The sequence below is a fragment of the Capnocytophaga haemolytica genome (assembly GCF_001553545.1).
Classification (GTDB): domain Bacteria; phylum Bacteroidota; class Bacteroidia; order Flavobacteriales; family Flavobacteriaceae; genus Capnocytophaga; species Capnocytophaga haemolytica.
On sequence record NZ_CP014227.1, the window covers coordinates 1,416,396 to 1,430,158 of the forward strand.

Genomic DNA, 13,763 nt, shown 5'->3' on the forward strand with positions numbered 1-13,763 from the left:
ATCATCTTACTATTATTACTACCAATCTTTTTCAGCTCTTGAGCGTGTGGCTTTTACTTTTTGAGCATTGACTTTTTCTTGCGTTTTGCGCTCTTCGTTATTCATTGCCTCTAAGATACGCTCCATTTGCTGAGGAGAGATGGACGAAGGGCGCGGTCTGCCCTCTCCTTTGCTATTTTCATCTCTTTGCTGAGGGTCTTGGTTTTGATTTTTTTGCTGATCGCCCTTATCCTTGTCTTTATTTTGCTGGTTTTGTTTGTCGTTCTTATCTTGGTTATTATCCTTTTTATCTTTGTTGTCCCTATTATCCTTCTTATCTTGATTTTGCTGATTATTCTGGTTTTGTTGGTTGTTGTTATTATTGTTATTTTGGTTCTGCTGATTCTGTTGGTTATTTTGGTTGTTCTGATTTTGGTTTTGGTTTTGTTGATTGTTCTTGTTGTCTTTTTGGTTGTTTGGTGGTGGAGGATTCTTCTTCAGCATCTCTTTAGCTACAGCTAAGTTATAACGTGTTTCCTCATCATAGGGTTTATTGCGTAAGGCTTCTTTATAAGCATCGACAGCCTTGTCATAGGCTTTTTCCTTCATAAAAGTATTTCCGAGGTTGTGGAACGCTTTGTGTTTTTCCTCAGGGCTTATTCCATTTGCGGTTGCTGCATTCTTCAAGCGTAGGAATGCTTCTCCGTAACTTTTCTGCTGGTAATACATCGTGCCCAAGTTGTACTGTGCTGTGGCATTGTCTTTATTCTCAGCGATGGCATTGCGATAGTCCACCTCAGCTTGAACCTGCTTTTTAGCTTTCAGCGAGTTATTTCCTTCGTAGGTGTACTTCTTCGAGCGTTCTATAGCCTTTTTGAGTTCTTTATTTTCCTTCTCCTGAGCAAAAGTGATAAGGCTTATCAGGGTTGCAATATAAAATATTCTTAATCTCATCTTCGTTTTTGTTTAGTAAGTAACCTTTTTAGTCCTTCTTTTCATTGAATAGGTTGAGTTTCTTTACCCAAGCGGTTTTCTTTTCAAAGATAAACAAGTCTAACACCAATAAGAGGATAGCTCCAGCTAAGAACCACTGAAATTGATCTTTGTAGTCGACAAATTGCTGTGCTTCGAACTCGCTCTTATCAGTGCCAGAGAGTATTTTATCTATCTTTTCGACTACTGCCTTAGTGTTGTCGCCATTGATATAACTGCCACCAGCGTTCTGGGCTATCTGCATCAGCAATTCAGGGTTGAGCTTGGTGATAACTACCTCGCCGTTGCGGTCGCGTTTATAGTTCTGAGTGTCACCACCTCTCCCCAGTGGTATCGGAGCTCCTTTTTCGGTGCCCACACCTATGGTGTAGATGTGCACTCCATTGTTTTGCGCCTCTGAAGCTATCTCGGTGGCGCCCATTTCGTGGTCTTCGCCATCAGAAAGCACAATTAGTAGGCGTGCCGTCTTGCTTTTCTCGTCAAAGAATTGGCTGCCCATACGTATAGCTTCCTGAATGGCTGTTCCTTGTGAGGAAAGCATATCTGTATTCATACTTTGCAAGAACATCTTTGCGGCGGAGTGGTCGGTAGTGAGCGGCAAGAGTGGATAAGCACTGGCAGCGTAAGCCACGATACCAACGCGGTCGCCTTTTAGTGAGTTGATCGTCTCAAATACAATGCGCTTGGCCTTCTCCAATCGGTTGGGGGCTACGTCTTGTGCGAGCATACTCTTCGAAACATCAATGGCGAAGACAATATCCACGCCTTCGCGTTTCACAGTCTCAATTTTGGTGCCCATCTTAGGGTTTGCCAAGGCTACACTGAGCAATAACACTACCAGCGATAGCAATCCCCATTTTACCCAAGGCTTAAACCCAGAGCGGTCGGGCGCCAAGCGTCTGAGCAACTTCTCCGAGGCAAACTGCTTCTGCATTTTTCTTTTGCGTAGTTGCGAAATCACAAAAATAATCAGCAATAAAGCTATTACTGATATGAGCCACAGGTATGTTTTATTGTCGATATGTATCATTGTTTTTTGTTGCTTACTTTTTTCTATACGCAAATATCAGACCAAAGCGGTGCAAAGATACAATTATTTTTCTTATCAGAGGCTTTTTTCTCGAAAAACTTTGATTATGAATGGCTTTCAGTTGTAATATACATACATATAGGTCAAGGCACTACGGCGGTCAAAGTAGGCATCTACGTTGCCCCAATCATACCTGCGCTCCTCGCCTAATTGTGCTGTAAGCCAGTGTTTATAAACTTGCTCGGTGGCGATCTGATGTGCTTCGCTCCATTTCTGCCAAGGGGTGTCGCACTCTTGCATTGTGAAGTGGATCACTTTTAGCCGCTCATCGCAGTAACACACTTCAACGGCAAACTTCTTCTCTTGGTAGAGCACGTCAGAGAAGTAAATCCAGCAGTAGCCTGTGCCAACTTCCCATATTTTATTCTCAGGGAAGGCAGCTCGGAGCTGAGAAAAAGGAGTTTGGAGGCTGATTGTTACTCCATCGATAAGCATAAAATCACCATTGGTAGTGTTTAAAAACATTCGTCGATGGTGTTGAGTAGCTGATCGACTTCCTCGGTGGTGGTCGCCCAAGAGCAGATGAGCCTAATGGCTGTGTGGTCGGGGTCTATTACTGCCCAATGATAGAACTCAAAGCGCTCATCGAGGTGCGAGACTTGTGCGTTGGTGAGTATAGGGAAGAGTTGGTTGGTCGGTGAGTCGGAGAGGAACTTCACACCTTTCTCAATGAGCTTCTGGCGTATGCGGTCGGCTTGCTCGTTAGCGTGGCGCGCCAACTGATTTAGCAAATCGTTCTCGAAGAGCTCTAAAAACTGTATCCCGAGCAAACGTCCCTTTGCCAGCAGTGCGCCTTTCTGCTTGATATAATAGTCGAAGCCTATTTGTAGTTCCTTTTTGTTGAGCACGATAGCCTCGCCAAGCAATGCCCCGTTCTTGGTGCCGCCGATATAGAAAGCGTCGGTGTAACGCGTTAAGTCCACCCAGTGAATATCATTGCCCACGGCATTGAGTGCGTGCGCCAAGCGTGCCCCATCCACAAAGAGGAGCAACCCAAGCTCGTGACAGGTGTTGTAGATCGCTTTTAGCTCGCTGAGCGTATAGATAGAGCCCAATTCAGTAGCGTTGGAGATGTATACCAGCCGCGGTTTCACTTGATGAGGTGGCTCGCCGAAATGTGCTACTACTTTGCGGATGTCCTCACACTGTATTTTCCCATTGATGGACGGCACCAAGTGTATTTTGTGTCCCGTCGCCTCAATAGCGCCAGCCTCCGTATCGACTATATGCCCAGAATCGCAGGCAATGACACTCTCATAAGGGCGTAACAGATGGCTTATTACCAGTAGATTAGTCTGTGTGCCGCCACAAACAAAGTATATTTGGCTTTCAGGATTATCTAACAGCGCTGCAATACGTGCTTTTGCCGCAAGGGTATACTCATCGAAGCCGTAACCAGCTTGCTGAATGGGGTTGGTTTGCACCAAACGCTCTAAAATAGAGGGGTGTGCCCCTTCTGAATAATCATTTTTGAATGCTATTTTCATTTTCGTTGTTTTAAATAACTTCTTCTCTCAGTCGGCAAAGGTACATCTTTTTTGTGAAAAAATTGTCATCGCTGTCACATTAATTACTTTCGGAGGAAGTAGCCTTGCAAAAAGGTATCGGCATCTATTTTGTTAAATACTTTTCTGGCAGTTATTTTTTCCGTGTACCTATTATGTGTGTAGATAAGTGTTTTTCATAAATGCTATTTTACCTCTTCGTTGCGGCTCCGTTCCTCATTCGAATAAAATACCTCTTCGAGGTGTTACAGGAGGCGGTCGAGCGGTGGAAAAATGTATTTTTTGTTTTTTTCTTTTCTGTTTGGCAATTAATTCAAATAATCTTCGTATATTTGCAGCGCTCAAAGAGCTATTCTATGAATGAAATACTTGCTAAATACTTACCGATGAATGCTGTAATGCCTTGTTTTGAGCTCATTAGAGAGAAAAACATATACCTTAAGATCGTCAGCGAGCGCAAAACGCGTCACGGCGATTACCGAAGGTTGTCGAGCGGACAACATCTCATCACGATGAATGCCACTACTAATAAGTACCGATTTTTGATTACTTTTGTGCACGAAGTAGCTCACTTGGTGGCGTTTGAAACCTACGGGAAGCGTATCAAGCCTCACGGTGCGGAGTGGAAATACACTTTCAGGCAGCTGATGATTCCTTTCATCGTGCCCGAAGTATTCCCGAAGCAGCTTTTAGGGGTCTTGCAGCGCCATTTTCGCAACCCAACGGCAAGCAGTGATGTCGATTCCGCCTTGGCGATTGCCTTGAAGCAGTACGATGCGGTGAGCGACCTGAGCTTCATATACGAAATCCCCATCGGGAGCACCTTTCGTACTAAGGACGGGCGCATCTTCCGCAAAGGACAACGCCGCATCAAATGTTATGACTGTATCGAGCTGAGTACAGGCAGAAAATATATATTCCAGCCCCACGCCGAAGTGGAGCTAATTAAAAGTTAGTGAGTTATGATGAACAATTACTATGCTGTGATTATGGCTGGCGGCGTTGGATCGCGCTTCTGGCCAGTGAGCACCACCGCTTACCCAAAGCAATTCCACGATATGCTGGGGGCAGGGCAGACGCTTCTGCAACGCACCTTCGCCCGCCTGCATAAATTTATCCCCAAGGAGAACATACTGATCCTCACCAATGAGCGCTACAAGGATTTGGTGGAAGAGCAGATCCCCGACATACTGCCGCGCAACCTCGTGCTCGAGCCGTGTATGCGCAATACGGCTCCGTGCATCCTCTACGCGGCTATGAAGGTGCGAAAGCGCAACCCCAACGCCGTGATGATAGTCGCACCCTCCGACCACTGGATCGAGGACGAGAAAACCTTTATGGACAATGTGATTACTTGCTTTAACGATGCCCAAAAGGCCGATAAATTACTCACTCTGGGTATTGTGCCTACCTATCCGAACACGGGCTATGGGTACATCCAGTATGAAAATGACGACCCCAGCGCTATCAAAAAGGTGATCCAGTTCCGCGAGAAACCCGATTACCAGACTGCCAAGAGCTTTCTCTCACAAGGCAACTTCCTCTGGAATGCGGGCATCTTCATTTGGAGTATAAAAAGCGTGCTCGGCGCCTTTAAGAAATACCAGCGCGCTATGTACGACCTCTTTTTGCAGGGTGAAGAGGTGTTTAATACCGAAGATGAAAGCGATTTTATAGCTAAAACATACCATTTTGCCGATAATATATCGGTAGATTACGCCATTTTAGAGCCTTCGACCAATATCTATGTGCTTCCAGCGCGTTTTGATTGGAACGATCTCGGCACTTGGGGCTCTCTTTACGAAAGAATGCCCAAAGACGACTGTAAAAATGCCGTAATCAACGCTCACACACTCCTTTCGGAGGCTGAAAACAACATTATTCGTTCCGATTCACACAAATATATCGTTATCGATGGACTAAAAGACTATATTATAGTCGATAAAGACGATGTGCTACTCATTTACCCCAAGGCAAAAGAGCAAAACATCAAAGAAATAGTAAGCCAAGTAAAAAAACAATGGGGTATACATTGAAAAACATCCTGACCGCGCAGGGCTACACCAGCATTAAGTTAGAGCTCGGCACCACGCAACACTTCATCTTAGAGGCAAAGATCAACGGCATTGCGGGGAGGTTCATTTTAGATACGGGCGCCTCCAACACCTGTGTCGGCACACAGATGGATAGCCACTTTAAGCTCCGCACCGAAGCCTCGGAGGTCAAAGCCACTGGGGCGGGTACCAGCGATATGGAAACGCACCTATCGCTGAGCAACCTTTTGGAAATCGGCACTGCAAAAATGCAGCGTACACCCATCATCCTCTTTGATCTGACCCACGTAAACAATGCTTTGCAACAGCGCGACACACCACTGGTGCATGGCATCATAGGGGCGGATATCCTCCTGAAGAAAAAAGCCATTATCGACTATGCTCACAAACGCCTTTACCTGATGGGAAAAAAGAAAAAATCTTAAAAAAAATCTTTCTATAAGGAGAATGGTATTAATATACGAACACTTGCTATAAAAGTTTGTGAGAAATTGCAATACAATTACTTAAAGTTGTATTGCGATGAATTTATTATTTTCTTAATAAAACTGATAAATATTGAATAATTGAAAATGTAAACCTTTGTAGGAATACACTTAAACACGTATTTTTGTTACCCTAAATACTTATCCTATAGAGCTATTCCTATCGTTTCTCTTAGCTTTAGGGGTTAGTGATTAGAGGTCAGTGGTTAGAATGTAGGGAGATGATGTTGTGTTGTGGTATTGTTAAAAAGATGGTGCAAAAGTACGAAATAATTTATAATGTGCAATGGGTAGTGGGGAATTTTTTTAGCACCCATTTACACCCTTGTGCTAGATGCTATTCCTTATGATAGGGGGGGGCGATAGGGTAGGGGTGAGGTGCGTTATTGAACTTTGTGTGCTATTTTTGATATTGATAATCAATACTTAGTATTTATGTTGAAAAAATACTTGTGATAGAATGTTGTTGTATTATTTTTTTTAGTAACTTTGCAAAAATATTTAATTATGATAAAGAGAATTACTTTAATAGCACTACTACTAACGGCTTTCTCGTGTAAGACGAATCCGTTTACAGGGAAGAGTACCTTGAATTTTATGCCCAATAGCACCGTCTTTCCGATGGCTTTTAGTCAGTATTCGCAGTTTTTGAGTGAGAATAAGGTGGTGAAGGGCACTAAGGATGCTGAGATGGTCAAGCGTGTAGGGCAGCGTATTGCAAAGGCAGCACAGTTGTGGCTCGATGCCAATGGCTATAAGGGCTATCTGGACGACTATCGCTGGGAGTATAACTTGGTGCAGGACAAGCAGGTGAACGCTTGGTGTATGCCTGGGGGTAAGATTGTGGTATACACGGGGATATTGCCTATCACACAAACTGAAGCAGGCTTGGCGGTGGTAATGGGGCACGAGGTAGCTCACGCCCTTGCCGACCACGGGGCGCAGCGTATGAGTGCAAGCACCTTGCAGCAGATAGGGTTGCTGGCAGGGAGTGTCGCTTTGCAAAGCTCAAAATACGCTTCGCTGACCAATGAGTTTGGCTTGGCTTACGGGCTGGCTACACAAGTGGGGGTGATGTTGCCTTTTAGCCGTTCGAATGAGACAGAGGCTGATGCTATTGGTATTCAGATTATGGCCATTGCGGGTTACGACCCTGCTGAGGCTCCCGAACTTTGGAAGCGTATGAGTGCACAGAGTGGCGGAGGCTCAGGTTCGGCATTGCTCAGCACACACCCTACCAATGAGTCGCGCATCAGGAACTTGACGGCTTTGGTGCCTAAGGCAAGGGCTGAGGCAGCTAAGTTTGGCGTAACGAGTTTTCAATAAAGAAGATTAAAACACTAAAAATTATATTATGCAACAGATTTACGATAGGATTAACGAGACGGCACGTATCATACAGTCGTACATTTCAGAGCATACACCTGAGTTTGCTATTATTTTGGGGTCTGGACTGAGCAAGTTGGAGGATGAGGTAGAGGTGATTTCGGAGATCAGCTATAAGAATATCCCTAACTTTCCGAAATCGACCGTAGCAGGGCACAAGGGGAAGCTCGTCTACGGTAAGATACAAGGGCGCTATGTGCTTATGATGGCAGGGCGCGTGCATTATTACGAAGGCTATTCGATGCAAGAGGTTACCTACCCGATACGAGTGTTCAAGCAGTTGGGCATCAATAGACTGATACTCTCAAATGCCTCAGGGGGGGTAAACCCTAACTTTTCGATTGGCGATGTGATGATCATCCGCGACCATATCAATTTATTTCCTGAGCATCCGCTTCGTGGTAAGAATTTAGACGAGTTTGGAGCGCGTTTTCCTGATATGAGCAAGCCTTATAGCCATACGATGATTGCTACCTTAGAGGAAATAGCTAAAAAACAAGGGATTAAGGTGCAGAAAGGGGTGTACGTAGGCTTGCAGGGTCCTACCTTTGAGACGCCTGCCGAGTATGGTATGGTGCGTATCTTAGGAGGAGACGCTGTAGGTATGAGCACTGTGCCAGAGGTGATTGTGGCGCGCCATCAAGGGATGGAGGTATGTGCCCTTTCGGTGATTACGGACTTAGGAGGTCCTGACATTTCGCCAAATGTATCGCACGAGGAGGTGCTCAATGCGGCAAATATAGCAATGCCAAATGTAGTGAAGTTAGTAAAAGGATTGATTGAGATTTATAAGTAAGTTAGTAAAAACCCCTACTGAAATTGGTTATGTTAAAATTCTTTTAGTAGGGGTAATAATTTAACATATTATTAACTTGTTTATATTCGAAGGTTTGTATACCTTTGCACCGATTTTTTGATGAATATTGATGATGAAAATGAAGGGGCTATTATTTTTGTTGTGTGCAGCGAGTTTGACGGCTTGTACGATAGAGGATCAAAGCCGTACGATACTTACAGGGTTCTTTCCGAATACGATGGATTCGCAGGTGGTGTTGTACATTAATGATGTGCCTGTGGATACGACGAATTTGGATAAGGATAAGAACTTCCGTTTTTCTTTGAAGATTGATCAAGGGAAGTTGTACAATTTCCGTATTGGTGGCAAATATCAGTACGTTTATTTAGAGCCCAATGATAGTGTGGCAGTTTATGCTAATGCTTTGGACTTTAGTGAGAGTATTTCCTTTTCGGGGAAGGGGTCAGCGGTGAATAATTTTGTGCATTCGCAAGCGATTTTGGCTACTAAGCAGTCAGACTTATTCAGAGGATACCATTCACTATTGCCTTTTCAATACCAGAAGGTGATGGACTCTATTTGCCAAGAGCGGAGAGATGAATACAACACTTTTGTGCTTGCTAACCCAAGTTTGACGGCTAAGGCAAAGAATCTGGCATTGGTAAGTGCGACTTTTCCGATCTACAAAGAGATGGAGATCTATCCTTTTGTATATCAAAGTAAGAATGGTACGCCTATAGTGGAGCTTTTGCCAGCTCATTTTTACGATTATAGGAAGCAGATTAACTATAATGATACGTTTTTAGAGTATTTTCGTCCGTATTATAGCTATATGGTGATGTATGTGAATAACTTAGCATATACTAAGTACAGTACGGATGTCAATACGCTTGTAGATGTAAATAGAGAGCAGCGCTTTCACTTGGAGAAGATACAGATTATTAACAATCTCTTCAAAGAAGGGGCTCTTAGGGATAACCTTTTCCGCAATGCGGCTTATTCTTACATATTTAATGTGAGAGATCAGCGTAATTATAAGATGTATTTTGATGTATTTAGGTTGTATAATGCTCAGAATACACATAAAGTAGAGCTGGAGAGGGTGTTTAGGAATGCGATAGCCTTGCAAGCGGGGAAAGTGCCTCCTGACTTTGATTTGATAGATAGGAGGGGTGAGCGAACTAAGTTCTCGGCTATACAGAAGCCAGAATTAACGATATATTACTTTTGGTCAGCCAATCAGAAGGAACTATCAGATTTGATATTCAATAGGGTGGCTCAACTAAAAAATCTTTACCCCAATGTGATGTTTGTAGGAATTGATATAGGGGAGGATAAGGCGCGGTGGCGTAGGCATCTATTGCAAGATACATTGGCGAGAGATGAGCAGTATCACTCGGTTGATTTTATGGATTTGTCGCAGAAGTTTTTGATTAATAATATTAATAAATCGTTAATTTTGGATAAGAATGGGCGGATTATATCGGCATTTGAAGACATTTTCAGTCCTGATTTGGAGAAGTTACTCCCATTAAAAGAATCATAGTTTATGTTAGATCAAATTATTACGTTTTTTATGTACTGTGTCCCTTCTTTGATAGTAGGGGCATTTGCGTATTATTTTTTTAAGATGCATATTGCCAATGAAACTAAAAGGCGTATGTTTGCCCTTCAGCGGGAGAACCAAAAGATAGGGTTGCCGATACGCTTACAGGCTTATGAGCGAATGACGCTCTTTTTGGAGCGCATCACTCCTCAGCAGCTTTTTCTGCGTATTCCTCCGCATACGTTTTCAAAGAAGGAATATGAGATGTTGCTGGTGAATTCGATTGATGAAGAGTTTGAGCACAATTTGGCACAGCAGATCTATCTGAGTGAAAATCTGTGGAATATAATTCGTGCAGCTAAGATGGCTACTATACAGATTATACGCAAAGCCACTCACGACGATGAGATAGCCGACGCAACAGCGATGGTAGAGACCATCTTTAAGGAGTTTGTGGATAAGCCAACTCCTTCGGCAAGTGCGTTGAGCCACCTAAAAGAGGAAGTACGACAGTTTTTGAGATAGATGATGATAGACATAGAAGCGTTCATAGCAGACTGCGTAATTCGGCGTAAGGAGAGTATGTTTCAGCAGGATTTTTTGCAGCATAGCGAGGCGTTGCGCAAGCGTATTGCAGGGAAATCGGTGTTGGTGATCGGTGGTGCGGGTTCTATTGGGAGTTCGTTTATCAAGGCATTGCTGCCGTTTGAGCCGCGTTCGCTAGTGGTAGTAGATACTAATGAGAATGGGCTAACGGAGCTAACACGCGATTTGCGTAGCTCAGGGATATACGTGCCCAATGACTATGTGACGTATCCGATGAGCTATGCCGATACGACTTTTACAAAGCTATTTAAGAAGCGCGGTGGCTTTGATATTGTTGCTAATTTTTCGGCACATAAGCACGTGCGCAGTGAAAAGGATTTGTGCTCTGTAGAGGCATTGCTCAAAAATAACGTAATGAATGCCAAAGGATTGCTTGACTTGCTGTGCAACTACAAGCCAGAGCATTTCTTCTGTGTATCGACTGATAAGGCGGCAAACCCTGTGAATATAATGGGGGGCAGTAAGAAGCTGATGGAAGATATGATAATGGCATACGCAAATGAGTTCTGTGTAACCACTGCGAGGTTTGCCAATGTGGCTTTCTCTAATGGGTCGCTACCTGCGGGCTTTTTGGAGCGCATAGCGAAGCATCAGCCACTTTCAGCACCCAGTGATGTAACGCGCTACTTTGTCTCACCCGGGGAGAGTGGGCAGATATGTCTGATGGCGTGTATGCTTGGTAAGACAGGGCAAATTTATTTTCCAAAGCTCAGTGAAGAGCAGGTACTCACTTTCTCAGAGATTGCAAAGGCATTGCTGAGGGAGTTGGGTTATGAGCCTTTAGAATGCAAAGATGAGCAGGAGGCGATCGCTAAGGCAAAGGCGGGAGATGGGAAGCAATACCCCGTGTATTTCTCAAAGAGTGATACCACAGGCGAGAAACCTTATGAAGAGTTTTATACTGAGGGCGAAGAGGTCAATTTAGCTCAATACAAGTCGCTGGGAGTGATTACGGTAAAAGATTTTAAGACGAGAGCAGCCATTGAGGAACTGATTCGTACTTTTGCGACACTATTTGAGCGTGAGGATACCAAGAAAGAGGATATAACACAGGTGATGAAGGCGTTTTTGGTGAATTTTGACCATAAGGAAACAGGTAAATATTTAGATGCAAAGATGTAATATGGATACAGAGGCAATCATTGAGTTTGTGCGAGGGCTTTATCATAAGCCAGAGGGGTTTATTCCGCTGCATGCTCCTGTTTTTCAGGGAAATGAGAAGAAATATTTAGAAGAATGTATCGATACAACTTTCGTATCGAGTGTAGGGAAGTTTGTAGACCTATTCGAGGAGCGAATGGCTCAGTACACAGGAGCTAAGTATGCTGTGGTGTGTGTGAATGGTACGAATGCCTTACATATTGCCTTGAAACTGAGTGGGGTCGTAACTAATGATGAGGTACTTACCCAACCGCTGACCTTTATTGCTACGACCAATGCCATCGTGTATGCGGGGGCAGAGCCTGTGTTTATTGATGTAGATAAGGATACTATGGGGCTTTCCCCTACAGCTTTGGAACGATTTTTGCAGGAGAATGCTGAGGTGCGAGATGGTGAGTGTTACAATAAGGTAACAGGCAGGCGCATTAAGGCTTGTATGCCTATGCACACCTTTGGACACGCGTGTAGGATAGAGGAGTTGTTGGAGGTTTGTAAAGCCTATCATATTGAATTGGTGGAAGATGCGGCAGAGGCAATCGGTAGTTTCTACAAAGGAAAGCATTTGGGGACGTATGGCAAGATAGGTGGTATTTCGCTCAATGGGAATAAGACGATCACCACAGGTGGTGGCGGGATGATACTCACTGACGATGAGCAACTTGCCAAACGTGCGAAGCATCTTACCACACAGGCAAAAGTGCCACACCAATGGGAGTTTGTACACGATGAGGTAGGCTATAATTACCGTATGCCTAATATCAATGCGGCACTCGGGGTAGCGCAGTTGGAACAGTTAGAAGGTTTTATTGCCAATAAACGTGAAACAGCTGCTGCCTACAAAGCGTATTTTGAGCAGATAGGGATACCTTTCTTTGCAGAGCGTGAAGAAGAGCGTTGTAACTATTGGCTGAACGCTATTGTGCTAAAAAATATAGAGGAGCGAGATGCTTTCTTGCAAGAGACGAATGCCAAGGGGATGATGACGCGCCCTATATGGCAGTTGATGAATCGTTTGCCGATGTTTAAGGATTGCCCCAAAGGCGACCTAAGCAACGCAGAATGGCTCGAGGCAAGAGTGGTGAACATACCAAGTGGGGTGAGGGTATAGAGCGATGAGAGAGGTACTGTTAATTCATAAGGATAAAAACTTGGTTGAGGGGTTAAAACAACTCAGTGAACTATCGGATATCAGTAGGTTGATATTATTTGTAGTAGATGACCAAGGGCGTGTGTTAGGATCGGTAACAGATGGAGACATACGTCGTGCTATTGTGAAAGAAGAGCGTTTGGATAAGCGAGTGGGTGAGATTTGCAATAAGAATTTTAAGCATCTGCAAAAGACTGAATCTTACCAGAGTTTTGAAGATTTTAGGAAAACAGATATAAAAATATTGCCTGTAATAGATGAATCGGGGCGTATGGTTGATCTGATTGATTTAGAGAAAACGCGAGCTATCTTGCCATTAGAGGCTGTTATAATGGCTGGAGGGCGAGGGAAACGGATGAGTCCACTGACGGATACAGTGCCCAAGCCAATGTTGCCTTTAGGAGGAAAACCTATTATTGAGCACAATATTGATAGATTGATACAGTTTGGGATTAAGAAGATTTATATATCACTAAAATATCTTGGAGAGCAGATTGTAGATTATTTTGGTAATGGTACTGAAAAAGGAGTAGAGCTATGTTATGTGTGGGAAGAGGAACCTTTAGGAACGGCTGGAGCCTTGGCACTTATAGAGGATTTTAAAACACCTCATATTTTGTTGATGAATAGTGATCTGTTCACTAATGTGGATTTAGAATCACTTTACCTGAGGCTCATAAAGGAACAAGCAGATATGGCAGTAGCTTCTACAGAATATAAAGTAGATGTACCCTATGCTATTTTTGAAACAAAAGAAGGTGTAGTTGTCAATTTTAAGGAGAAACCTACTTTTATATACCATTCCAATGCAGGGATTTATATATTAAAGAGAAGTTTGCTGGAGGATATGCAGAGAGGAAAATACTGTGACATTACAGATATGATGGAGAGATTGGTTAGGACAGGAGGAAAATTGGTATATGACCCTATAATAGGTTATTGGATAGATATAGGGAAACCAGTTGATTATCAACATGCAAAAGAGTTGGTAAAATATATTTAAGATGTTGTAGTT

General features: G+C 43.5%; 14 protein-coding genes. 10 read left to right on the plus strand and 4 right to left on the minus strand.

What is annotated here, in order from left to right:
* Nucleotides 1–18 precede the first annotated feature (18 nt).
* From AXF12_RS06355 to AXF12_RS06370, 4 genes are all read right to left on the minus strand, one after another.
* Nucleotides 19–933 (minus strand): tetratricopeptide repeat protein, encoded by a 915-nt coding sequence (locus AXF12_RS06355; RefSeq protein ID WP_066429304.1) that lies wholly within the window; start codon nt 931–933, stop codon nt 19–21.
* 28 nt (nt 934–961) lie between these two features.
* On the minus strand, nt 962–2,002 hold the full coding sequence (locus AXF12_RS06360) for a VWA domain-containing protein (protein WP_066429306.1): 1,041 nt from the start codon (nt 2,000–2,002) through the stop codon (nt 962–964).
* Nucleotides 2,003–2,119: 117 nt separating this feature from the next.
* On the minus strand, nt 2,120–2,527 hold the full coding sequence (locus tag AXF12_RS06365; RefSeq protein WP_066429308.1) for a hypothetical protein: 408 nt from the start codon (nt 2,525–2,527) through the stop codon (nt 2,120–2,122).
* Nucleotides 2,518–3,549 carry a threonine aldolase family protein gene (locus tag AXF12_RS06370; RefSeq protein WP_066429310.1) on the minus strand — a complete coding sequence of 344 codons (1,032 nt, stop codon included), beginning with the start codon at nt 3,547–3,549 and terminating at the stop codon, nt 2,518–2,520. Before AXF12_RS06370 ends, AXF12_RS06365 begins: the two co-directional genes overlap by 10 nt.
* A 374-nt stretch (nt 3,550–3,923) precedes the next feature.
* On the opposite strand from AXF12_RS06370, the gene AXF12_RS06375 reads away from it, so the two are divergent.
* From AXF12_RS06375 to AXF12_RS06420, 10 genes are all read left to right on the plus strand, one after another.
* On the plus strand, nt 3,924–4,523 hold the full coding sequence (locus tag AXF12_RS06375; protein ID WP_066431827.1) for a SprT-like domain-containing protein: 600 nt from the start codon (nt 3,924–3,926) through the stop codon (nt 4,521–4,523).
* Nucleotides 4,524–4,529: 6 nt separating this feature from the next.
* The gene (locus tag AXF12_RS06380; RefSeq protein ID WP_066429312.1) at nt 4,530–5,603 is read left to right on the plus strand and encodes a mannose-1-phosphate guanylyltransferase; all 1,074 of its coding nucleotides are present in this window, start codon (nt 4,530–4,532) and stop codon (nt 5,601–5,603) included.
* Entirely contained in the window at nt 5,588–6,046 is a 459-nt protein-coding gene (locus AXF12_RS06385) for a retropepsin-like aspartic protease (RefSeq protein ID WP_066429314.1), read from the plus strand. Before AXF12_RS06380 ends, AXF12_RS06385 begins: the two co-directional genes overlap by 16 nt.
* Nucleotides 6,047–6,616: 570 nt before the next feature.
* On the plus strand, nt 6,617–7,432 hold the full coding sequence (locus AXF12_RS06390; protein WP_066431829.1) for a M48 family metallopeptidase: 816 nt from the start codon (nt 6,617–6,619) through the stop codon (nt 7,430–7,432).
* A 28-nt stretch (nt 7,433–7,460) separates the two neighbouring features.
* Complete coding sequence (locus AXF12_RS06395; protein ID WP_066429317.1) at nt 7,461–8,288, plus strand: purine-nucleoside phosphorylase; 828 nt, start codon at nt 7,461–7,463, stop codon at nt 8,286–8,288.
* 133 nt (nt 8,289–8,421) lie between these two features.
* A complete protein-coding gene (locus tag AXF12_RS06400) occupies nt 8,422–9,834 on the plus strand; it encodes a TlpA family protein disulfide reductase (RefSeq protein WP_066429319.1) in 1,413 nt (470 codons plus the stop codon).
* 3 nt (nt 9,835–9,837) lie between these two features.
* Nucleotides 9,838–10,359 carry a DUF7935 family protein gene (locus AXF12_RS06405; RefSeq protein ID WP_066429321.1) on the plus strand — a complete coding sequence of 174 codons (522 nt, stop codon included), beginning with the start codon at nt 9,838–9,840 and terminating at the stop codon, nt 10,357–10,359.
* Between the two features lie 3 nt (nt 10,360–10,362).
* Nucleotides 10,363–11,562, plus strand: coding sequence for a UDP-N-acetylglucosamine 4,6-dehydratase (locus AXF12_RS06410; protein WP_066431831.1), 1,200 nt, complete (start codon nt 10,363–10,365; stop codon nt 11,560–11,562).
* Between the two features lies 1 nt (nt 11,563).
* Entirely contained in the window at nt 11,564–12,709 is a 1,146-nt protein-coding gene (locus tag AXF12_RS06415) for a LegC family aminotransferase (RefSeq protein ID WP_066429323.1), read from the plus strand.
* A gap of 4 nt (nt 12,710–12,713) precedes the next feature.
* Complete coding sequence (locus AXF12_RS06420) at nt 12,714–13,751, plus strand: nucleotidyltransferase family protein (RefSeq protein WP_066429325.1); 1,038 nt, start codon at nt 12,714–12,716, stop codon at nt 13,749–13,751.
* Nucleotides 13,752–13,763 lie beyond the last annotated feature (12 nt).

Coding starts and splice junctions, on each gene's coding strand:
- AXF12_RS06420 (WP_066429325.1), top strand. CDS start 12,714: ATGAGAGAGGTACTGTTAATTCATAAGGATAAAAACTTGGTTGAGGGG.
- AXF12_RS06370 (WP_066429310.1), bottom strand. CDS start 3,549: ATGAAAATAGCATTCAAAAATGATTATTCAGAAGGGGCACACCCCTCT.
- AXF12_RS06380 (WP_066429312.1), top strand. CDS start 4,530: ATGATGAACAATTACTATGCTGTGATTATGGCTGGCGGCGTTGGATCG.
- AXF12_RS06405 (WP_066429321.1), top strand. CDS start 9,838: ATGTTAGATCAAATTATTACGTTTTTTATGTACTGTGTCCCTTCTTTG.
- AXF12_RS06385 (WP_066429314.1), top strand. CDS start 5,588: ATGGGGTATACATTGAAAAACATCCTGACCGCGCAGGGCTACACCAGC.
- AXF12_RS06415 (WP_066429323.1), top strand. CDS start 11,564: ATGGATACAGAGGCAATCATTGAGTTTGTGCGAGGGCTTTATCATAAG.
- AXF12_RS06375 (WP_066431827.1), top strand. CDS start 3,924: ATGAATGAAATACTTGCTAAATACTTACCGATGAATGCTGTAATGCCT.
- AXF12_RS06395 (WP_066429317.1), top strand. CDS start 7,461: ATGCAACAGATTTACGATAGGATTAACGAGACGGCACGTATCATACAG.
- AXF12_RS06355 (WP_066429304.1), bottom strand. CDS start 933: ATGAGATTAAGAATATTTTATATTGCAACCCTGATAAGCCTTATCACT.
- AXF12_RS06365 (WP_066429308.1), bottom strand. CDS start 2,527: ATGTTTTTAAACACTACCAATGGTGATTTTATGCTTATCGATGGAGTA.
- AXF12_RS06400 (WP_066429319.1), top strand. CDS start 8,422: ATGAAAATGAAGGGGCTATTATTTTTGTTGTGTGCAGCGAGTTTGACG.
- AXF12_RS06410 (WP_066431831.1), top strand. CDS start 10,363: ATGATAGACATAGAAGCGTTCATAGCAGACTGCGTAATTCGGCGTAAG.
- AXF12_RS06360 (WP_066429306.1), bottom strand. CDS start 2,002: ATGATACATATCGACAATAAAACATACCTGTGGCTCATATCAGTAATA.